Source organism: Psychrobacter coccoides (genome assembly GCF_017498085.1).
Lineage (GTDB): Bacteria > Pseudomonadota > Gammaproteobacteria > Pseudomonadales > Moraxellaceae > Psychrobacter > Psychrobacter coccoides.
This window is the reverse complement of sequence record NZ_JAGBKM010000002.1, coordinates 1-21,809: the sequence shown is the minus strand read 5'-3', so window position 1 is coordinate 21,809 and position 21,809 is coordinate 1. Positions and strand designations below refer to the sequence as shown.

The following is a 21,809-nucleotide window of genomic DNA, read 5'->3' as shown; positions in this document are numbered from 1 at the left end:
TCTATTTAAGATCAGCATCGCTCACATTTAATGCCGCCTCAATACGCTTTTTAATCGATGAGAGTGTGGGGTCTTGTGCCACTAATTTGTCACCAACCACATAGTTTACCAATTCTAATGCTTCAATACGTTTGGCTTTGGTCTTTAGCAGTTTGCTTAGCGACTTAATGGACTCATCTTCAGCAAAACGCACGATAATCGTTTGTGTATGTATTTTAGCGGCCAACTCAGCGTTTGTCAGATGCTTAAATGGCGCACGTTGGGTCAGTACTTCAGTCAAACGCATCAGCTGTTCACGATCTATGGTATCGTCAGCCACGATATTACCCAAGATCAGCATTCGTACCACTGCTTCATTGAAGTCGCCTTCATAGATTTTCGCCAAGGCCTTATCTACTGTCGGCATTTCATGCAGTTCATCCTTATCCAACAAGCGACGAGAGCCTACTGCTTTTCCATATTGGCGAAACCAAGGCATAGACCATATGGCAAAAAACAGGGTTTCTGTATATCTGCCATGCCAGTCTCGCCAAAAATCAAGCGTCATCCTGGTGCTGTCCATAAACATCTTTTCTATTTGCAAAAAAAGATTGTCCTGCTGAATAGACTCAATAGCAGGCAGTCTTACTCTAGCATAGGCACCAGAAGGCTTAGGCTTGGTTTCATCCTTTTCTACAGGAACAAATTTTTCACTCTTTTGGTCATTAATCGTGCGGCTAACCACCTTATTTAGATTACTCGTGGCTATGGCCAATGGGTTTTTACTACTCCATATACTTCTTTGTAATCTAAGCGGGTGGATCGTCCGTAGCAATTGGGCCGAAGTTTCATTGCTCATGGCTTTTACAAGCGGGCGCATATTGTGCTCATAGGCTTGTGTTTGCGACATAGAATAACGATGCACCGCCTTAAAGGCCTCTTCATCAGTACGATTGTTACCTATCGCCTGACTCAAGTCCTCAAACGTGCGGCGTTTTAAATCAACCGTAAAGGTCTTTTCTTCACCAGATCCTTCGTAACTAACCACCTGCATTTCATATAGACCCGGTGGTAGCACTTCAATCATATCCATAATGGAAGCAATGCCTTTGTGCTCATTATTGGCGATTTTGGAGCTGACGAAGATTCCCAAGTGCCCCACTTGCTCATGAATCATGTAGATTATACGCTGACCACAAACCTCGACATCTCTTTCGTCACTATAAGCATCCAAAATCCATGATAATGCTTGTTGTGGCGGGGTAATATCATCCCCATGTGAAGCAAAAGCGATAATCGGTGCTTTAACATGACGCAAGTCAATATTCACCCCTTTTTCCAACTGGGCGGTATTGCGGGCAATTCGGTTACCGATAAAGATGTTTTCTACAATCCACTGGATCTCTTCATCATTCATCAAAAAGAAACCGCCCCACCAGCGTTCAAAGTCCAGAAAGCGCTGACGGTTGGCTTGTGGGTTTTTATACAGATCGTAATACTTGCCGACATAGTTACGATAGGGGGTCATTTGCTCAAAGTTATGTACCAGCGCTGCTCCATCAAACACACCGTTATTCATATCCGCACTAAGCATAGAGAGCCAAGCTCCACCATTGACGCCTGCTTTGTAGCGCATCGGGTTGACCCCAACCTCACCACTCCATGCTGAGACCGGTGCACCATTTAGGACGATAGGTCCTGTGATGTTAGGGTTGGTTGCCGCTAATATCAGCGCAGCCCACCCCCCTTGACAGTTACCTATGATGGTAGGCGCATCTGAGTTTGGATGTCGTTTTGCCACTTCCCGCGCAAACCTTCCCTCCGCATAGGTCACATCAGCGATGGTTTGCGTTGGCTCTGGCAGCCGTTTAAAGGCTACAAAATAAACCGGATGCCCTTGGCTTAGCGCGACCCCAACTTGGCTTTCGTGCTTAAAACCACCAATACCAGCCCCATGTCCTGCTCTGGGATCTATAATGATATAAGGGCGTTTCTTCTCATCAGTGACACAGCCTTTTGGCGGTATGATACTCAACAATACATAGTTACAAGGACGCTCAAACTCACTAGCGTCCATCACCACTGTATAATCATAATCTAAAACTGGTGGGCAACCAGCTTGCTCATGCTCTAAGAAAATATCCCCACGCTCTTTGAGCACATCAGCAGTTTGCAGCAGACGCTTACTACTATCGGTGCTATAACTCAGCCACTCTTTCCAAAGCTTATTAGGCGTATACGCTTTCTTAAAACTTTGTGTGATGCTTTTAGCATTTTGATTTAGCGTTCGTACATTTTCTTGAATTTGCTGATGATTTTGCTGCAGATGCTTGGAGGTCACTTCAGTTAATAGCCCGACACTATCAGCTTTATAGTGGTTGCGCTGAACATACTGCTCAATATTATTTTCATTTTGATAAAACTGATGCTTTATCATGTCTTTAAAAGTTGGTATCGAGCCCGTAATTCTATGATGTGGGTTGTCACGACTTAACCAGATCTCAGCTTTGTCTGGGTTTTCTATGTTTTCTTCAATGATGTCTGTCATTTGATTATTCCAATTTTAAGTTAAAAATACGACTTTGCAGTGTCTCTAAATGGATTTTATATACAGACAAAACTAAGTATCTACCGAGCGTAAAGCTTCATCTGCTCTAACATGTACATACTCACCTGGCGCATCACTTAATACTGGCCAGTCCTTACCTTTATGATCACAACCAGGCTGTCTGGCATCGACTTTGGCTTTGGTATGTTTATCCACCCATTCAGACCAGTGTAACCACCAGCTTCTGTCTTGTTTTTCAGCCTTAGCGTACCAGTCATCAGGATCAGCAACATACTCATCATGTGTATAAAACCCATACTTACCCGTTGGGGGGTTAATAATACCAGCAATATGCCCTGATTCTCCAAGTACAAAAGTAACGTCACCACCCAATACTTGGGTGGACTGATAGCTGCCTTTCCATTTAGCAATGTGATCTTGCAAGGTTGCGACGACATAAGCAGGCGTCTTAACTTTTGATAAATCGATTTTTATACCATCAAAGTCCAATGTTCCTTTTTCGATCATTTTATTTTCTAGGTACAGCTCACGCAATACGAAGCTGTGCAGTGCAGCAGTGACATTCGTACAGTCAGAGTTCCAATATAACAAGTCAAAGGGCATTGGACGCTCGCCCTTTAGATAATTCTGTACATAATAGTTCCAGTAAAGACTGTTTTCTCGTAGCAAACTAAAGGCCACGCCCATGATTCGTCCATCAAGAACGCCTTTATTATCCTCTTCTTTTTCTAGCGCACTGACGACACGCTCATCAATAAATACGCCTAAGTCACCGGGGTCACTAAAATCAAATATTGTCGCCCAAAACGTAGCACTGGCTATGCGCTCTGACTGCTCATTTTCAGTTAGCCAAGACAGTGTCAGCGCCAACAACATACCCCCGATACAATAACCGATGACGTTTGCATCTGGCTCACCTGTGATCTCTTCAATCACGTCTAAGGCAGTAAGTAACCCTTCATGCATATAGGTTTCCATGCCGACATCTTTATAAGCTGGCGTGGGGTTTACCCATGCAATGACAAATACACTATGACCTTCATCCAACGCCCAACGGATGTACGAGTTTTTTTCTTTTAAGTCTAAGATATAAAACTTATTAATCCATGGCGGTACAATCAACAAAGGACGCTTTTTTACTTTAGAAGTGGTTGGCGTATATTGAATCAACTCAAACATGCGATTGCGAAATACCACCTTACCAGGTGTGGTTGCAATATTCTCACCAAGTTTAAAGGCTTCATCATCTGTCATACGAATACTAAGCATCTCTGAGCTTTTTTCCATATCCTCTGACAGCTGTTTGAGTCCTTGTAGCAGGTTTTGCCCACCAGATTCTGTGGTCAGACGTAAAACCTCAGGGTTGCTCCATAAAAAGTTACTCGGTGCCACTGCATTTAACCACTGACGGGTAAAAAACGACAAACGTTGCCGGGTTTTTTCATCAATACCTTCAGTATTATCAATGGCTTCCATCATATTATTGACGGTTAACAAATAGCTTTGTTTGATAAAATCAAAATAAGGATTATCTGACCAATCCTCATCCGCAAAGCGCTTATCACCTTTTTCTGGAGTAATGAGAGGTTCAGCCTCACCACCTGTCACCTTCATTAAGGTATTTTGATAAAGCTTAAATTGCTGTTGCCAAAGATCCATTTGTTGTTCTAATAGTGCAGTTGGACTCTTCTCTGTAACGCCGGTAGTAAAGTTTTGCCAACCATCTATGAGGTTAAACATGAGTGATTGATTCACATGACCTTCTTGACCCACTCGTTTAAATGTTTCATTAAAGAGCTTTTGAGTGGTTTCATTAAGCACATCCATGGGGTTCTCAATGCTCTGCTCTGATGTGGTCTGTGCGTTTTTTTGGCTTGAGTCAGTAGTATCAGGGCCTTCAGTAGCACCTGGCATCATGAAGTGACTAAAACTCTTCATAGAATCTTGCCATAGCTTCATATTGGTTTCGATTGGATTTGGTGCTTGGGGGTTTTGATTAGAAAACGGTTGGCTCAGTTGATTCAACTGATTTAGATAGTATTGACCAAGATTATTGAAATCAAGAAAAGGATTAGAGGTACTCTGCTCATTGTGAGCGCTTGATTCGCCCGATGAGTGCTTCGACTGGTTATCGGATTGTTGATTGTCCTTATCGTACTGCTTATTGTCCATATTTGTACCCATATTTTATCTTATTTATACCCTAGTGAAAGCGTATAAATACCGCTAACACAATAAAAATAAGGTGGGAGAATGCCTTCTAGCCCACCTTTTTAACATAATGACTATATGATACCGCCTCTATAATCATCAAATAGAAAAACACATTAATGTGTCATTCCGTTGATGTTTACAGTACCTAAGTATCTACTTACTGGCTGACTTAGTATTGCTACTGGTAGACGCCGTTTTAGCGTTAGAAGACGCTGTAGTAGATGCTGATTTTGCAGCAGTTGCAGGCTTTGCCGTAGTGGCAGACTTTGCAGCAGAGGCAGACTTTGAAGCTTGCTGAGAAGCTTTAGTCGCCGCTGCTGTTGCTTGCTCAGCAGCCTTAGTTGCTGCGGCTGTTGCTTGTTCGGCAGCTTTAGTGGCTTGTTCAGCAGCTTTAGAAACTTGTTCAGTTGCTTTTTCTGCCATCTTATTCATGTTATCTGTATATTCTTGGGCTTTTTTCTTGGCTTGGTCTGCAGCTTTTTGCATGTTGGCCTGAACTTGTTCATTGGTTTCACCATGAACTTCACTCAAGACTTTCATGACTTCTTCTTGCATATTATTGCCAAGCTCTGTCATGCGTTTGGCATCTGCTAGCATTTGCTGGCTAATAACATTCAGCATCTCAGCTTGCTTACTATTAAAATCTTTTGCTGATTCTGGTGAGTCGATACCAGCCACTTGACGCATGTTTTCTAAGCCCATTTCAGAATAAGACTTAATCGTATTGAGTGAAAACTCAGTCATTGTTTCAGCATTTCTTAGAAAAGCTTGGTTAAGCTTAGTCCAAGGCTCAAACATTTTTTGTGTGTTTTCGTTGAACTGGTTGATAAAATCCTGAGGATTTGATTGTGACATGTATTGCTCCATATGTGGATAGTTGGTGTATAGGCGATTGAGATAACATTATAATGCTATTTAAATCAGAATGTTACTTAGTAATGTAACAAATATAACTTTATTTTTACTTATTCTATGGCACTTGGGCTAAGACATATACTGACCACCGTTAACTGAGATGGTCTCCCCTGTGACAAATATGGCATCGTCACTAATAAGATACATACAAGCTGCAGCGATTTCGGTTGCGCTAGCCAGGCGATTCATTGGAATGGTCTCTTTAATTTTATCCATGATATGTTCAGGAACTGTTTCTACCATAGGGGTATGAGTGTAACCAGGAGCCACTACGTTGGCCGTAATAAAAGAGGATGCACCTTCATAGGCAAGTGCTTTGGTGAATCCAATAATACCCGCTTTAGCAGCAGAGTAGTTTGTCTGGCCATATTGACCACGTAAACCATTGATTGAGCTAATATTGACGATACGACCTGTCTTTTGTTGCAGCATTTTTGTGAAGACAGGATGTACCACTGTATAAAGTGAGGTTAGGTTGGTATCGATGACTTGCTTCCACTGAGTATAGCTCATTCTTTTGAAGCTACTATCGCGCGTGATACCTGCGCTATTTATCAAAGCGTAAACACTGTCATATTTATCAAGCGTTTGCTGAATCGCTGCCATTGCTTTTTCGTGATCGCTTAGGTCAACGGCCAGAAATTCGAAATTATTCTGGTCAAATCCATTATCATCGCACCATTTCTTAGTTCGCTCTGGATCGTCATTACTCAGGGTTGCGATGATATGATAGCCTTTTGCCAATAACTTTTCACAAACTGCAGTACCAATTCCACCCAGTGCACCAGTTACCATAGCAACCTTTTTATCTGATGTGTTTGATTTTGACATAGATGACCCCCTAGTTAATTTACAATTCCATTAGTATTAGTATTACACTTTTCCATGACGAAAGTATACTAAAATGGTAACAAATTAAGAATTTCTCGCTTATTTACGTTAAAAATAAAGGGAATGCTAAACAAAAGATTAGTTATAATATCGTAGTTATGTGTCTTTTATAGCAGTGTATTTGATTATTGATATCTGCCCAAAATAAGAGGTAAAAACCTTATAAAACAGATACGATCATTCTGAACCTACTATACTTAACTTACAAGTTTTACAGACACAAAAAAACCCCAAACAATCTAATGTTTGGGGCGAAACTTGCTCAGATTTAACATCTGAATTCGTTTTAAATATGGCGCAGCGGACGGGACTCGAACCCGCGACCCCCGGCGTGACAGGCCGGTATTCTAACCAACTGAACTACCGCTGCTTAGGTCATCTTTAGCGTTTTGCTCTTTATAGCCAGAGCCCACTTCGCTAAATGAGTGGTGGGTGATGACGGATTCGAACCGCCGACATTCTGCGTGTAAGGCAGACGCTCTACCAACTGAGCTAATCACCCTGAAGAGCGTATAAAAAAAGCAATGCTTTTTTAGCTCTGCAAGGAAAATCCTTTAAATAGGATTTTCAAAAGCCTTGTATCTAAACGCAATACTATAAGTATCACTGCAATTTTAGCTTCGCAAGAGAATTTTCCTTAAAGGAAAAATTCTAAAAGCTTTGATATTCAAAGCTGTCACCCTTTGAAAGGCTTTTAACAGAAGCTGGCTGACTAAAGCCTCGCTCTGTGGGTGTGTATTATATACATTTACACATGCCTGTCAAATGTTATTTTATCTTTTTTGCATTATTTTTTACTTTATTGTCCATAATGCCAGTAAGTCTTTGTTTTTATTGACTTTATGTTTTTTTGTGATAATAAATAAACTTCTTTGACAGGGACATACAGTGTCTCAAATTATCTTATCTCTGATAAAGCCTGTTCGATATCTGCTGTTAATGATTCTGGCTTGGTCGTTGGCGCATAGCGTTCAAGCACTTGCCCATCTTTTCCCACTAAAAACTTAGTAAAGTTCCACTTAATACCATCAGTGAGCACACCGCCTTTTTGTGCTTTTAACCACTCAAAAACAGGATGTGCATCTTGACCATTAACGTCTGTTTTAGCCATCATCGGAAAAGTCACGCCATAGTTCTTTTGACAAAAGGCACCAATCTCATCGTTGCTTCCAGGATCCTGACTTCCAAACTGATTGCAAGGAAAGCCAATGACCACAAGTCCCTGATCTTTGAAACGCTGATACAGCTCTTCTAAGCCCGCAAATTGTGGGGTAAAGCCACACTTACTGGCTGTATTGACTATTAGTAACACGCTATCCTGATAGTCAGTAAAGGCTTGCTGCGTACCGTCCATGCGCTCTGCTGTAAAATCATAGATACTGCTCATTAGACTTCCTTATATATCATCATTTTTACTTAGCTGTTTTATCCAAGTCGATAGCTACCGAGTTAATACAGTAACGCATGCCAGTAGTCTCACGTGGACCATCAGGAAAGACATGCCCTAAGTGTGCATCACAATGACTACAAGTCACCTCGATTCGGCGCATTCCTAAAGAGTCATCAATATGCTCATCGATTGCATCGCTGTCTACCCCTTGATCAAAACTGGGCCAACCACAACCCGCATCAAACTTGCGCTCTGAATCAAATAGCTTAGCGCCACAGCCTTTACAGCGATAAACGCCTTCATCGTTGATATCGTTGTACATACCAGTAAATGGGCGCTCTGTGCCTTTTTCTCTCATCACCCGATACTCCTCACTACTGAGGCGTTCTTTCCAGTCAGCTTCTGTCAACTGCGCTATCTCTTCTGGACTAAGTTGCTTGTCTTGCATGGTTTATCCTTTGTTGGTTAATCATCTAGTTGGTTAAACACTTCTTAGGGTCAATAATCTAACCTAAGATATGATAGTTTTTACTTAAGTTACAAGGTCAAATTATCCTTATTTACTAAACTTAAACGAGAGGCATTTCAGCTGGTTTAATGACCAAACACTAATTGCAAGATAATCTTGCAATTAGTATTCAATTATCCTCTTGCAGTCTTACAACTAATGCAATAAAATCTTGCATTAAGTGAACAATAACACATACAGGCGTTTGAACAAGCTTGTCAGTGAAATAAGGCGAGATAGTTATGAGTGATAATAAAGAACGGCTGGCACAAGCTGAACGCTTAATACAGCTGCGTCGTGATAAAGGATTGACAGCCGAACAACTGGCGCAAGCCATGACCAAGGCGGGAGCCAAAGTGAGCCGGGGCGCCATCTCTAATTGGGAACGTGGAACAAATGGTATCGTTTCTTCAAAACTGCCAACGCTTGCTCGTATTTTAGGATGTAGTGAAGGTTACTTGTTACGTGGTGAGATCAAATCAAAAGACAGCCAAGCCAATAACGAAACACCCACCAACACAGCTGACAAACAAGACAGCAAGTCGGTAGCAACAACAAATTATAACGAAGCGTTTAACAATAAGACAACGACAGGTAGCACGACTATGGCTTCACTAAAAAAATCCACAAAATTACAAAATGTTTGCTATGACATTCGAGGTCCGCTACTAAAGACTGCTGTACAAATGGAGGCAGAAGGCCAGCGTATTATTAAGCTAAATGTGGGTAACCCTGCTCCGTTTGGTCTAGAGGCTCCGCACGAGATATTACGTGATGTATCCATGAACCTGCCGGAAGCGACGGGTTACTCAGATTCACAAGGGATTTTTTCGGCACGTAAAGCCGTCTTACAGTACTATCAATCAAAAGGCTTGCTGTCTGCTGTTGATGTACGTGATGTTTACTTGGGTAATGGCGTCTCTGAGCTGATTGTGATGACCATGCAAGCGCTGATGGATGACGGTGATGAGGTATTGATTCCTATGCCAGATTACCCTTTATGGACAGCAGCAGCCAACCTTGCTGGAGGTAAAGCGGTGCATTACCGCTGCAATGAAGATGACAACTGGCATCCTGATATCGAGGATATTAAAGCCAAAATAACCAGCAAAACCAAGGGTATCGTAGTGATTAACCCTAACAACCCAACCGGCGCCCTGTACTCAGATGATGTCCTCAAACAGCTTATTGAAGTGGCTAAAGCACATGACTTGGTGTTGATGGCAGACGAGATTTACGACCGAGTCCTTTACGATGACTGCGTACATACTCCGATGAGCACCTTGACAGATGACGTACTGGTACTTTCTTACAATGGCCTATCAAAATCGCACCGAATCGCAGGGTTTCGAGCAGGGTGGCTCATGGTATCGGGCAAAAAGCAGCATGCCACAGACTTTATTGAAGGCTTAGACATGCTTGCGTCTATGCGTCTATGCTCAAACGTACAAGGGCAATATGCCATTCAAACGGCTATGGGTGGCTATCAAAGCATGCAAGCGCTCACAGCGGAGTCTGGGCGGCTATACAAGCAACGTGAAATGGCAGTCTCTCGCTTGAATGCCATTCCTGGTATCTCCTGCACCATGCCACAAGGTGCATTTTACTGCTTCCCCAAGATAGATCTTGATATTTATCCTATTCAAGACGACATGCAATTTATGATGGATCTTTTGCTTGAAGAAAAAGTGCTGATGGTACAAGGCACAGGGTTTAATTGGGACACTCCTGATCACTTCCGAGTGGTATTTTTACCCAACCTTCATGACTTAGAAGACGCTATGGATCGCTTGGATCGCTTCTTTGCCAAAAAACGTCAACAGTTTGGTACTGATGATGCTAAAAGCACACCGTCTGATAGCGCTCATGCTTTAGAGGCGTAAGTTTGCTTTGGTACTTGATAAAAAGCGCCTATCGGTCTTATACCGGTAAGCGCTTTCAAATACTCAACAAATCCTAGGGGGTGTCCTCATTTTAAAAATAGAGATAAAAACGAGATAAATTGCCGTCAAACAAGGAAAGTAGCGCAGATAATATTGGGATATGACCTAGCTATTTAACGCTGTTTGGCAAGGTTTAGCCATTTTTTAGCCCATTTAGGTATCCTTCGATTGAATTGAGGACGCACCCTAAGTGTTTTAAAATATCTTTGTCAGAATAACAAAGCTTAGCGCTGACATACCTGCTGCTGCTGGCAAGGTAATCACCCAAGCCATGCCGATAGGCTTCATTAGAGCCCAGTTGGTATTTCGATTGACAATACCAATACCCAAGACCGCCCCAACTAAGGTATGCGTACTAGATACAGGTAGTCCCATCGTAGAAGCTCCCATAACAACTGCTGCTGCGGCAAGTTCAGCCGAAAACCCAGAAGCTGGATGCATCTTTGCCAAGTTGGTGCCGACGGTCTGAATGACTTCTTTACCAATAAACCAAAGACCGACAATGAGCGCCACACCAAAGGTTAGCATGACCGCTGGAGGTACGGCAGCTTCTGAAGAGATTTGATTGGTACGAATCACATCCATGATAGCGGCGAAAGGACCGACTGCGTTGGCAATATCGTTTGAACCATGGCTAAAAGCAAAAGCTGATGCGGTAAATACTTGCATCCAACTGAACAAGATAAAAGTAGCTTTGGTCAAATCTTCTTTATGCTTACCACGAATACTTTTGGTATAAATAAAGGCAGCGAGCCATACCAAGGCACCCACCATGCCCATGAATAAAAACCCATGTAAAGTGGTAAAATTGCCATTGACGTTTTTGAGACCTTTAAATACAACCAATGAGGTCATCACCACCCCACCAATAGCAGCGATAATAGGTACCCACTGCTTAATTGCCTTTAGGGTATCTAAACTGCTACGCTCACGATCGATGGTATAAAGATGTTTGTAATAATCAGTTTCTAAGTCATCTACCTTACAGTCGTCGTCTTTATAGATGTCTTGATCACGTAACATCGCTGAGGTATAAATCAGTTGCTCTGACTCAGACAATGCCTCAAAAAACGCTTTATGCTCCGCTTTTACGGTCTTTTTCTTGGCTTTTAATGTGGCTACTTGTGCTTCTGCTTTATCATTATAGTTAATGATGTTCTTTTTGATTTGCCCATAGAGGATATAAGCCAACACCCCGCCTAATACGGGTGACAACACCCAAGAGACAGCAATCTTACCTATGGTCCCCCAATCAACAGTAGAAAGTACGGTGGCACTACCTCCTAAGTCAAAGCCCAATACGATAGAGCTACCTACCACACCGCCAATGATGGAATGCGTGGTAGAAACAGGCAAGCCTTTACGCGTAGCAAACAACAACCAAAAGGCGGCTGCTATCAATGCTGAGAGCATCACGTAAATAAACTGATTGGGACTGACTGCCAACCCATCTAGATCGACAATACCACTTCGTATGGTATCAGTGACCTCCCCCCCTGCTAGAACTGCACCTGAAACCTCAAAAATTGCGGCAACACCAAGCGCTTGTGGTATGGTTAACGTGCCTGCTCCTACCGAAGTACCAAAAGAGTTAGCAACATCGTTACCCCCGATGTTAAACGCCATAAACACACCAAAAGCGGTAGCCACGATAAATAGTGTGGTCTGCTGACGCATGGTGTAGTCAAGACCCCACCATAAAAAATAAGCAGTCATCGCAATCAGTAAAATGGCAAAAAATAGATTGATTCTCATAGTGCCCACTGATTTTGTCGGCCCTTTAGAACTGCTAATAATACCCATAGAGTGATACGCCCTGCGTAAGCTGGTTTAAAGATACTTGCAATTGATAATGATGCTATAAAAAAATAAATAGCAGCTTTTAACATACCATTAAGCCGCAAGGGTAAACGCTAAATCATCTGATTAGAGCTTCTTGCGGCTTAAGTGTTTGAATCTAACAATCTGACAACGAACGGATTTTCAAGACATCGATAATAAAATGGCGGCACTGTAAGCGAGCTTAACAGCCTAGACTCTGGCAGTCTTATGAGCACTTATGACCTAGCCATTATTACCATTTGCCTATTATATTAAATAATTGCACACAATGCATGATGATACTGCAAAATTTGTAACTGTAAATGTAAGCACCAATTGTGACTCTAAAGAGCGTACTCAAGCGAATAGATATCTTGACAGTCATATACTCTGATTAGAGATTTTGAGCGCTTCATTAATTACTCGCCTATTATGGTTATTCACAGCAGATTGTCAAAGACAAACTGCACTATCTTTATATATCCGAGTAGTTTTCTTCATTATTTTATCTTTATCACAAATACGGCTCAGCTTATTGACAAATGCGCCTCTAACTGTGTGATAGCATAGTCCAGAACAGCCAAGCGCGCCGTCCGCTTATCATTGGTCGCCACCACACACCAAGGCGCTGCTTGAGTATCGGTGCGTGCCAACATATCTGCTGCTGCCTGCACATAATCTGACCACTTTTTTCGATTACGCCAGTCATCTTCTGTCAGCTTAAACTGCTTATGCGGCGTCTCTTTTCTATCCTCAAAGCGCTCAAGCTGCTCTTTTTTGTCTATCGCGAGCCAATACTTTAGCACTATCGTACCTGACGTTACGAGTTGAGACTCGAAGCGATTTATCTCCTCATACGCTCGCTGCCACTGAGCATCTGTGGCAAAGCCTTCGATACGTTCGACCAACACCCGACCATACCAAGTACGATCAAAAATGGCGATACGGCTCATCCGATCCTCACGCTCATTAGGCAATCGTGTCCAAAATCGCCACAGATAGGGATGGTGTAGCTCATAGAGCATGGGTGCACCGATATTATAAACTTGATACTCACGGGGATCGAGAGGTGCTACTAGACGTTTTATGGCACCGCCTTTGCCAGCAGCGTCCATACCTTCAAAAGCAAAGACCACATGGCGACCCTGACGCGCTCGTAAGAGCTGGGCAAGTCTGGTTTGTTTTTTGTCCAGTTGTTTATGATAATCTGACTTATCCATATCTGGATCATCGATATCTATCAGCTCATAAGGTATCTTGACAGCTTTAAACCCTTGCTGACCATCATTACTATGTTGCTGCTTGATCTCTTGATCATTCACTCTTTGCTGGTTTTTATCCCTATCATCTGTCGACTCAAGAGCACTATTTGCAGACACGATATTACTGGCCAAAGCTTTTTGCATGGCCTGCAGCACATGATGACAGAAGTCAGTTGCCGCTTGCGCCTTGTCGCTGCCATCAATGATGATCCAGTCGCCTTGCTGCCTCAACAGCTCGGTTGCTACCTGATTAAACTGTGCCAACACCTCTGCATCACTCCAATCTATCTGATACAAGTACTCAGGGTCCTTTTTTTCATCTTGCAGACGTTGCTGTAATACCTCTGTATCGACATGGAACCAGCATTTAAGTACTTCAGTCTGATTGGCGGCGAGATCCTCTTCAAAGACACTTAATGCCTGTAGTTGCTGCTGTAAGTAGGCACGCCATTTTGCAGTCGGTAGCTTATGAGTATGACCTACCTGCTCACCATCTGTTTGTCTACTTTGATAGTCACTTGCAGCCATTTGCATGACGTTATACAGCAGATCAGCATACCAGTTGCCAAAATAAACCATCACATCTCCATGACGTGGCAGAGACTTGGTGTGCACTTGCCAAATGGGCTGATGCGCAAGTGGTGGATAGCCAATGGTGGCTTCAACCTTTAACAACCGAGGATCAACCCACTGTCTAAGCTGCTTGACAGCCATTCCCTTGCCCGCTTGCTCCATACCATTGACGAGTACCAAGAGGCCTGTCGGTTCATTGATGGTTGGCGGCTCTTGTTGACGTGTCGCTCGCAGCGCATATTGAGCGGTCACCAGCGCCAGTCTTAGCTCATCTTTATCCAAAGAGAACTGGCTTAAAAGATTGGGCTTTAGACGCTCACTAGCCCCATGCTTAGCAAACTGTTCGCTCACTGTTTGTAATGATGTCTCCTTACTCATTTTTTGCCTCCATTTTATTTTTATAAAAGTTTAGATTGGTAGTTTCCTAATATTCGTTATAATGGATAAATGATAGTATTTGCTTAGCCGGTAGATAATCCTACCATTTAACCGTTTGCTATTTGTATTATGTTTTATTTTCTTTTAAGGTAAGTGCCTATTTATTTATGCCTGTTATTTAGGCATGCTTTATTTGTATATGTCTAGCATATCTATATATAGATTAGGGTCACGCCCATTTTTTTATTAACTTAGGATCAATCGCCATGTCAGCTTTATCCCAACTGCAACAACACTTAGATCACTACTGGTCATTACCCACGCATGAAGATGCCGAACTTAAGGCTAAGCTTCATGACGTTCAAGCATGGCAACGTGCTCGTATTCAACAAACTCATAGTGATGTTTTTGAGCAGAAAAAAAACAAACCCATGGCAAATTACTTTCTCACTCAGCTGTACGGCGGTGATGAGTTTCAGCTATTAGCCAAGCAATTGGAGCGCATTTTACCTAAAGCCAAAAGATTAGAGAGTCTGACTAAAGAGTCTGTATTACAAACTGGTAGCATGGCTATTCAAGCGGCTATCTTGGCCATCGAGCTGGACATGCATCTGGCACAGTGGCTTATAAAAGAGAACCTAGAAGTCAATGAAGACAATATGCTGGCCGCTTATCGTGCGGTCGATGAGGCAGAAGCACGCCGTACTCAGATTAACAACTTAAAAGAAGTCTGCTATCGCACTGACAAATACCTAAACTCATTTATATTACGCAAAGTATTTTCATTAACTAAAGGCACAGCCTATCGTCACAACTTCCAGCCTTTGTATGACTTTATTGATGCAGGCTTTACGGCTATGAAACCTTTAAAGAGCGTTGGTGGCTTTATCGAACCATTCTGTAAGCGTGAGCTTATGATTATAGATCAAGTTCACAACATGGATAATAACGACAATAAATCAGCGTTTGATGTATCATAGGAGGCACTCTAATTTTTAGATACTTATCAAAGCAAGCAATAGGATACCTCTATGGCCAATACCTCCAGTACTGATGGCGCACATAATAAAACAGCCAACAATGGGCAGCTACAAGACAAGCTGGTTCAAGACAGTATCACAAACAACAAAAACATCACTGCTCAGGCAAAAGCAAGTCATAGCAGTGACTTTACTCAAGTGCAAGATTTGCCCACGGGTACCCCTCAAGGTCAACAAACCATTATGTCAAATAATACCGATCAAACTTCAGCGTCAAACAAGGCTCAGTCATCGGCACACACGGCTTTTAATCAGCGTGATGATATCAACAACCCCCACACTGCTGATACTGATGGCGCAGAAGAGACCCACTTCGGCTACAAAACAGTAAAAAAAGCTGAAAAACAAGCTCGGGTGGCAGATGTTTTTACTTCAGTCGCAAAGAAATATGACATTATGAACGACTTGATGTCTTTTGGTATTCATCGTCTCTGGAAGCGTTTTGCCATTAGCTTATCAGGGGTCCGCGCCGGCCAACAAGTGCTCGACATTGCTGGCGGGACTGGTGATTTGGCGAAAGTGTTTAGCCGTGAAGTCGGTCGGCAGGGTCATGTCGTTTTATCAGACATCAACGCAGCCATGCTTGAGGTGGGTCGTGAGCGACTGATCAATGCTGGCTGCAATAATGTTGATTTCGTCTTAGCCAATGCTGAGACTTTAGCACCATTTGAAGATGAAAGCTTTGATTTGGTGACCATCAGCTTTGGTCTACGTAATGTTACGGATAAAGATGCCGCACTGCGCTCTATGTACCGAGTCCTAAAACCGGGTGGCCGCTTACTGATCCTTGAGTTTTCAAAGCCAGTTTTTGAACCCTTATCAAAAGCTTATGACTTATACTCGTTCACTGCTCTACCGCTTATGGGCAAAATTGTGGCCAACGATGCAGAAAGCTATCAATATTTGGCTGAGTCGATTCGTATGCATCCTAATCAGCAGACGCTCAAGCAAATGATGGAACAAGCAGGATTTGAGAATTGCGACTATCATAACTTGACGGCTGGTATCGTAGCGGTGCACCGTGGGTTTAAAGCTTAAAACCTTTTGAACACGTATATTCTTTAAAAGCCAATCCCATTGTAAGGAAGTGAGAGTATTATGCTGACTGTATTACTTTTGGCCAGTGCCGAAAAGCTGATTAATATGGCTATTGCTAGTGATGAAATTACCAAAGCTGGACTAAAACCGCTTACTGGCAAAGTGCTACGGTTAAATATGGCAATGCCTGAAGTGCACTTAGACGTGTTGTTTAATGATGAGCATTTACGTTTTGAGCCTCTCACTGCCAATACAGTGTTTGAGCCCCGTGGACAAAGCTTTAAGGCTGGTACTAATGAGCGCCAACAAGCGGATGCAGAAATAGCACGTATCGGCCATACAAGCCCAGATTGTACCATCAGTGTCGAAAACCCTGCTCAGTTACTCAACCTGATGCGCGGTGCTGAAGGCAATCTTCCCATTACTGGTGACTACAAGGTGCTCATGCAGCTAAAACAGCTGATTTCTGGATTTGATCCGGATATCGCAGGTCAGCTTGAGCCCTTTATTGGCAAACCAACAGCAAGCCAGCTACAGCTGCTGATATCCCAGTTAAAAGGAAGCTTTCGTGATACTGCCAAGCGTGCGTTTGACGACGTCAGTGACTGGGCCAATGATATCGCTGGTCATAGCGAGCCTGACCCTGCCGAAAAAGCAGAGGCGGACAGCCTTAAGCAGCAGATTCTTAAGCTTCGTGCTGATATCGAACGTGAAGAGGCACGTTTGGCTGCCATAAAAGCGGAGCAAGCACGTTTGCGCCATATGCAAAATCAGCAATAGTCAATAACAGACAAGCTTATTATTTGCCTTACTTTCGTTTTACTTTAGAGTATTCACCCTCATGCTATTATCCCATCGTGCCCGTTTGTTTGAGCTTTGGCGCATTGCGGCAAGCTATCGCATTGACACTCACCTGCCTATAGATGAAGCGCCGCAGCTACAGCCTATCGCCCACTTGATTCGTATGCACCCTGCCGCTTGGGGTAAAAAGCATCAGTCCAATGCTATCAAGTATGCACTTGAAGACATGGGCACGTTATTTTTAAAGCTTGGGCAACTCCTCTCTACACGCCGTGACTTGGTAACACCAGAGATTATCGAGCAACTCGTTCAGTTACAGGATAGAGTAAAACCCTTTGATAGCGATATTGCCGCCGCACAAGTCGAGGACCACAAACATGGTCTGGGCCAATCTATCGAAACCTTATTTGCCCGTTTTGATGTCAAGCCTTTAGCGGCTGCCTCTATTGCACAAGTACATACGGCGGCGCTACCGGATGGTCGTGAGGTTGTCGTCAAAGTGGTGCGCCCTGATATTCGTGACACGATCATTGCTGACTTTGAGCTATTGCGTGAGCTTGCAAGCTGGGCCTCTGCACGTATAGAAGCTGCCCGTGCCGTACATATCATTGATATCGTAGAAGACTATCGGCAAGTGATGCTCAATGAGCTTGATTTGACTTTAGAGGCCGACAACACCACGCAGATGCGTAATAACTTTTTGGGCTCAGCATTGATGTATGTCCCTGAGGTATACCATGCCGCACAAAACGTCATGGTAATGGAGCGCATTCAAGGTGTCCCAATCTCACAAGTTGACGTGTTTGATCGGCTTGGCTATGACAGAGCGGCACTCGCTGAAAAAGGCTTAACGATATTTTTTACTCAAGTCTTTCGTGATAACTTTTTTCATGCCGACATGCACCCAGGCAATGTGTTTGTTGAAACACCGCCTATTCAGACGCTTGACGCAGATGTAGCCTCTGCCACTCTAGGTCACGAACCTCGCTATATTGGTCTTGATTGTGCCATTATGGGGACACTGTCTAAAGACGATCAAATGATTGTGGCACGCATGCTGCTGGCCGTTATGAATAACAACTTCACAGCACTTATTGATATCGTCAGCCGAGCGGGCTGGATACCGCCCAATACTGACAAACATGCCTTGGTGCGTGATATGCGTCGTACTGTAGGGCCGATGCTACAAAAATCCATCAATGAGATCGATTTTGCCGGGGTGCTCATGCAAATACTGGATATTGCACGCCGGCATCATATGAGTATTCCACCACAATTGATGCTATTGCTAAAAACCCTAGTACATGTAGAAGGCTTAGGTCGTGAGCTATATCCTGACTTGGACATTTGGTCACTTGCAAAGCCTATACTAAGTGGCTGGATTAAGGAGCAGCTTGATCCTGTGCGTAATTTGCAGCAACTTCGGACACAGCTGCCAGAGATTTTATTATCGACAACTGATATTCCTAAGCTATTAGATCAAGGCTTGCAAAGTCTTGCTTCTCAGGGTGCACGTCAGGATAGCCAACTGCGAGAGATGCAACAGATACGCGCTGATATACTCAACGATCGCCGCCGTGACTGGTTGGCATTAGCCGGTTTTGGGATAAGTATTGCTATCGCTATACAAGTTGGCTGGTTTGCACCCATTTTTTATTTATTAGCGCTATTAGTGATTGTGTGGCGTATTTTGGCCTAAATTTTACTAGGAATTATCTATGTCTGATACTCAAAACACCTCTTTTATAAATAAACCTGATAACCATTCAAAGAATGCGCTTAAAAGCCCTGACCGCAGCGCAGCAACACATCAGTACGATGCGGCTATTCAAGCGTTGCAGGCGCAGTTTGGTGACAAGCTAAGCACTAATATGACAGTACGGGAACAACATGGTCATACTATGACTTGGCTAGCCAATCAGCCGCCCGATGCTGTCTTAAGCGCCCAGGATAAGCACGATGTTGCCAAGGCAGTTGAGATCTGTCATCAGCATAAAATGCCTGTGATTGCCTTTGGCATAGGCTCGTCCCTTGAAGGTCAGCTAAACGCTCCTTATGGTGGCTTATGCATCGATATGCATGCGCTTGATGCGGTTTTGCAGGTCAACAATGAAGACTTAACTGTCACGGTACAGCCTGGCGTCACCCGAGAACAGCTCAATCATTACTTACGTGATACGGGGTTGTTTTTTCCCATAGACCCAGGTGCCAATGCCAGTATTGGCGGGATGGTTGCCACCCGTGCATCAGGTACCAATGCTGTACGCTACGGTACGATGAAAGATGTGGTACTCGCTCTTGAAGTAGTCACAGCAAGCGGAGAGATTATAAAAACAGGAACACGGGCAAAAAAGTCAGCGGCTGGCTATGATCTAACACGTCTAATGGTTGGCTCTGAAGGCACGCTTGGTATCGTCACCGAAATAACACTCAAGCTGTCTGGCATCCATGAATGTGTCGCTAGTGGACTTTGTCACTTTCCGACCATCGAAGACGCCTGTCAGGCTGTGATGCTCACTATTCAGATGTGCCTACCCATTGCCCGTATTGAGCTGCTTGATGCACTACAAATCAAGGCCTGCAACCAGTATGCTCATCTAAACCTAGCCGAAACGCCAACGCTGTTTGTTGAATTCCATGGTACAGAAGCTGGTGTACATGAACAAGCACAAAGCTTTAGCGATATTATCGAAGAGTTTGGCGGTACTGATTTTGTCTGGGATACCGATGAGACCGAACGTAAACGACTTTGGGAAGCTCGGCATAATGCGTATCATGCTAGTTCTGCGCTACGCCCAGAGGCAAAAGCCCTCTCAACGGATGCTTGCGTGCCTATCTCACGACTGGCTGAATGTGTGAGCGCTACTGCCAAAGACATTGAAGATGCTGGTATGATTGGGCCCATTGTCGGTCATGTCGGTGATGGAAACTTTCATGTATTACTATTGGTAAATACAGATGACCCCGATGAGGTGAGCAAAGCAGAAAATATTATCGATCGTTTGGCCAAGCGAGCGATCGAAATGGATGGCACCTGTACTGGCGAGCATGGTATCGGTCAAGGCAAGCAAAAATATATGCAACAAGAGCACGGCAGTGCTTTGATAATGATGCAAGCCATCAAACAAGCCTTAGACCCTCATAATATTTTAAACCCTGGCAAGATATGGCCATCGCTGCCATAGGGTTTGCCGCTCAATGACTAGGGCGTACTGTATATTCGACCGTACGGCTGATAACGTTTAAAACGATTTTGGCTATCAGCCGTACTTTCTTCTGGTGTTCAACACACCCTCAATCCAGTCAAATCTGATCAATCGCCATCTGAGTCAACACACGCCCACGAGCAGTACGCAATACATAGCCTTGCTGGATGAGATATGGCTCAATCACATCTTCAAGCGTGCCACGGTCCTCGGCCATAGCCGCTGCTACTGCCTCAACACCAGCCGGACCCCCGTCAAAACGGTCACGTAATATCTCAATATAGCGTCTATCGAGATGGTCTAAGCCCCGTCTATCAACCGCCAACATATCGAGCGCACTGGCAGCAATCACCCCGTTTACACAGCCGTCGCCTTTGACCTCAGCATAGTCACGTACACGACGCAGCAAACGGTTGGCTATCCTTGGCGTGCCTCTCGCACGGCGAGCAATCTCTATTGCCCCATCCTCGCTCATTGTTACCCGCATCAGTCCTGCTGCACGCTTCACAATCGTCGTCAGATCTGCAATGTTATAAAACTCAAGACGCTGAACAATACCGAAACGATCACGCAGCGGTGAAGTCAACAGACCTGCCCGTGTCGTGGCAGCTACTAGTGTAAATGGCGGTAAATCCAGCTTAATAGAACGTGCTGCAGGCCCCTCGCCAATCATAATATCCAATTGAAAATCCTCCATCGCTGGATAGAGAATCTCTTCAATCACAGGACTTAAGCGATGAATCTCATCAATAAATAGCACATCACCTGCTTCTAGGTTAGTCAGCATGGCTGCCAGATCGCCAGCACGCTCAAGAACAGGCCCAGACGTTGAGCGCAGGTTGCCACCCATCTCACGAGCAATGATATTGGCAAGGGTGGTTTTTCCTAATCCTGGAGGGCCAAAAATCAAAGTATGATCCAGCGCCTCATCACGACCTCGAGCAGCGCCAATAAACACTTCCATCTGCTCACGCACAACTGGCTGTCCTATATACTCAGACAGTAATGCTGGACGAATATTAGCATCTGGCGCATCAGCTGCTGCTTCTAGCGGATTAATCAAGCGATCTTGCATCATATCTCTTATCATTATTTAAAGGGTATTAATAGCATAACCAAGCCTAGCTTAGAAGTCATGCACAAACTACTCAAAACCATTTATAGAATTGACTTCCTCCCCGACCTAAAAGGAACGAGGATTCCTACTAAAGACGGCCAAGCCCGACCGCGAGAATGTTTTTTGCTCCATTAACATCTCTGTTATGGGTCGTTTTACAAGAA

15 protein-coding genes and 2 tRNA genes are annotated in these 21,809 nt (G+C 43.8%); 6 read left to right on the top strand and 11 right to left on the bottom strand.

Annotation, left to right across the window (positions count from 1 at the left end):
- Position 1 precedes the first annotated feature (1 nt).
- The 8 genes from J3492_RS01620 to msrB all read right to left on the bottom strand — a co-directional run bounded on the left by J3492_RS01620 (position 2) and on the right by msrB (position 8,406).
- Positions 2–2,527 carry a DUF3141 domain-containing protein gene (locus J3492_RS01620; RefSeq protein WP_207989081.1) on the bottom strand — a complete coding sequence of 842 codons (2,526 nt, stop codon included), beginning with the start codon at positions 2,525–2,527 and terminating at the stop codon, positions 2–4.
- A 72-nt stretch (positions 2,528–2,599) separates the two neighbouring features.
- A complete protein-coding gene (gene phaC / locus J3492_RS01615) occupies positions 2,600–4,732 on the bottom strand; it encodes a class I poly(R)-hydroxyalkanoic acid synthase (protein ID WP_207989079.1) in 2,133 nt (710 codons plus the stop codon).
- A gap of 183 nt (positions 4,733–4,915) precedes the next feature.
- A complete protein-coding gene (locus J3492_RS01610) occupies positions 4,916–5,617 on the bottom strand; it encodes a phasin family protein (protein WP_207989077.1) in 702 nt (233 codons plus the stop codon).
- Between the two features lie 129 nt (positions 5,618–5,746).
- Positions 5,747–6,508, bottom strand: a complete 762-nt coding sequence (gene phbB / locus J3492_RS01605; RefSeq protein ID WP_207989075.1) for an acetoacetyl-CoA reductase — start codon at positions 6,506–6,508, stop codon at positions 5,747–5,749.
- Between the two features lie 353 nt (positions 6,509–6,861).
- Positions 6,862–6,938 (bottom strand) — tRNA-Asp (locus J3492_RS01600).
- A 56-nt stretch (positions 6,939–6,994) separates the two neighbouring features.
- Positions 6,995–7,070, bottom strand: a tRNA-Val gene (locus tag J3492_RS01595).
- A 396-nt stretch (positions 7,071–7,466) separates the two neighbouring features.
- Positions 7,467–7,955, bottom strand: coding sequence for a glutathione peroxidase (locus J3492_RS01590; protein WP_207989073.1), 489 nt, complete (start codon positions 7,953–7,955; stop codon positions 7,467–7,469).
- 25 nt (positions 7,956–7,980) lie between these two features.
- Complete coding sequence (msrB, locus tag J3492_RS01585) at positions 7,981–8,406, bottom strand: peptide-methionine (R)-S-oxide reductase MsrB (RefSeq protein ID WP_207989071.1); 426 nt, start codon at positions 8,404–8,406, stop codon at positions 7,981–7,983.
- Between the two features lie 302 nt (positions 8,407–8,708).
- Between msrB and J3492_RS01580 the strand changes: the two genes are divergently transcribed.
- Entirely contained in the window at positions 8,709–10,349 is a 1,641-nt protein-coding gene (locus J3492_RS01580) for an aminotransferase class I/II-fold pyridoxal phosphate-dependent enzyme (RefSeq protein ID WP_207989069.1), read from the top strand.
- Positions 10,350–10,604: 255 nt separating this feature from the next.
- On the opposite strand, the gene J3492_RS01575 is transcribed toward J3492_RS01580, so the two are convergent.
- Together J3492_RS01575 and J3492_RS01570 are read right to left on the bottom strand one after the other, a co-directional pair.
- On the bottom strand, positions 10,605–12,212 hold the full coding sequence (locus J3492_RS01575; protein WP_207989067.1) for an inorganic phosphate transporter: 1,608 nt from the start codon (positions 12,210–12,212) through the stop codon (positions 10,605–10,607).
- Between the two features lie 545 nt (positions 12,213–12,757).
- On the bottom strand, positions 12,758–14,443 hold the full coding sequence (locus tag J3492_RS01570) for an ATPase (protein ID WP_207989065.1): 1,686 nt from the start codon (positions 14,441–14,443) through the stop codon (positions 12,758–12,760).
- Between the two features lie 266 nt (positions 14,444–14,709).
- On the opposite strand from J3492_RS01570, the gene J3492_RS01565 reads away from it, so the two are divergent.
- The 5 genes from J3492_RS01565 to J3492_RS01545 all read left to right on the top strand — a co-directional run bounded on the left by J3492_RS01565 (position 14,710) and on the right by J3492_RS01545 (position 20,507).
- On the top strand, positions 14,710–15,423 hold the full coding sequence (locus J3492_RS01565; protein WP_207989063.1) for an FFLEELY motif protein: 714 nt from the start codon (positions 14,710–14,712) through the stop codon (positions 15,421–15,423).
- A gap of 51 nt (positions 15,424–15,474) precedes the next feature.
- The gene (ubiE, locus tag J3492_RS01560) at positions 15,475–16,521 is read left to right on the top strand and encodes a bifunctional demethylmenaquinone methyltransferase/2-methoxy-6-polyprenyl-1,4-benzoquinol methylase UbiE (RefSeq protein WP_243453045.1); all 1,047 of its coding nucleotides are present in this window, start codon (positions 15,475–15,477) and stop codon (positions 16,519–16,521) included.
- 60 nt (positions 16,522–16,581) lie between these two features.
- Entirely contained in the window at positions 16,582–17,301 is a 720-nt protein-coding gene (locus tag J3492_RS01555; RefSeq protein WP_207989060.1) for a ubiquinone biosynthesis accessory factor UbiJ, read from the top strand.
- Between the two features lie 61 nt (positions 17,302–17,362).
- Positions 17,363–19,021 carry an ABC1 kinase family protein gene (locus J3492_RS01550; RefSeq protein ID WP_207989058.1) on the top strand — a complete coding sequence of 553 codons (1,659 nt, stop codon included), beginning with the start codon at positions 17,363–17,365 and terminating at the stop codon, positions 19,019–19,021.
- Between the two features lie 19 nt (positions 19,022–19,040).
- Positions 19,041–20,507, top strand: a complete 1,467-nt coding sequence (locus J3492_RS01545) for an FAD-binding oxidoreductase (RefSeq protein WP_207989056.1) — start codon at positions 19,041–19,043, stop codon at positions 20,505–20,507.
- Positions 20,508–20,625: 118 nt separating this feature from the next.
- Here the strand turns inward: J3492_RS01545 and ruvB are convergent, their stop codons facing one another.
- The gene (gene ruvB / locus J3492_RS01540) at positions 20,626–21,603 is read right to left on the bottom strand and encodes a Holliday junction branch migration DNA helicase RuvB (protein ID WP_207989447.1); all 978 of its coding nucleotides are present in this window, start codon (positions 21,601–21,603) and stop codon (positions 20,626–20,628) included.
- Positions 21,604–21,809: the final 206 nt, after the last annotated feature.

Bases quoted from the DNA above. Each gene is read 5' to 3' on its own strand.
- J3492_RS01620 (WP_207989081.1), bottom strand. From the start codon at position 2,527: ATGACAGACATCATTGAAGAAAACATAGAAAACCCAGACAAAGCTGAG.
- J3492_RS01545 (WP_207989056.1), top strand. From the start codon at position 19,041: ATGTCTGATACTCAAAACACCTCTTTTATAAATAAACCTGATAACCAT.
- ubiE (WP_243453045.1), top strand. From the start codon at position 15,475: ATGGCCAATACCTCCAGTACTGATGGCGCACATAATAAAACAGCCAAC.
- J3492_RS01570 (WP_207989065.1), bottom strand. From the start codon at position 14,443: ATGAGTAAGGAGACATCATTACAAACAGTGAGCGAACAGTTTGCTAAG.
- J3492_RS01550 (WP_207989058.1), top strand. From the start codon at position 17,363: ATGCTATTATCCCATCGTGCCCGTTTGTTTGAGCTTTGGCGCATTGCG.
- phbB (WP_207989075.1), bottom strand. From the start codon at position 6,508: ATGTCAAAATCAAACACATCAGATAAAAAGGTTGCTATGGTAACTGGT.
- J3492_RS01575 (WP_207989067.1), bottom strand. From the start codon at position 12,212: ATGGGTATTATTAGCAGTTCTAAAGGGCCGACAAAATCAGTGGGCACT.
- J3492_RS01565 (WP_207989063.1), top strand. From the start codon at position 14,710: ATGTCAGCTTTATCCCAACTGCAACAACACTTAGATCACTACTGGTCA.
- ruvB (WP_207989447.1), bottom strand. From the start codon at position 21,603: ATGCAAGATCGCTTGATTAATCCGCTAGAAGCAGCAGCTGATGCGCCA.
- J3492_RS01610 (WP_207989077.1), bottom strand. From the start codon at position 5,617: ATGTCACAATCAAATCCTCAGGATTTTATCAACCAGTTCAACGAAAAC.
- phaC (WP_207989079.1), bottom strand. From the start codon at position 4,732: ATGGGTACAAATATGGACAATAAGCAGTACGATAAGGACAATCAACAA.
- J3492_RS01590 (WP_207989073.1), bottom strand. From the start codon at position 7,955: ATGAGCAGTATCTATGATTTTACAGCAGAGCGCATGGACGGTACGCAG.
- J3492_RS01555 (WP_207989060.1), top strand. From the start codon at position 16,582: ATGCTGACTGTATTACTTTTGGCCAGTGCCGAAAAGCTGATTAATATG.
- J3492_RS01580 (WP_207989069.1), top strand. From the start codon at position 8,709: ATGAGTGATAATAAAGAACGGCTGGCACAAGCTGAACGCTTAATACAG.
- msrB (WP_207989071.1), bottom strand. From the start codon at position 8,406: ATGCAAGACAAGCAACTTAGTCCAGAAGAGATAGCGCAGTTGACAGAA.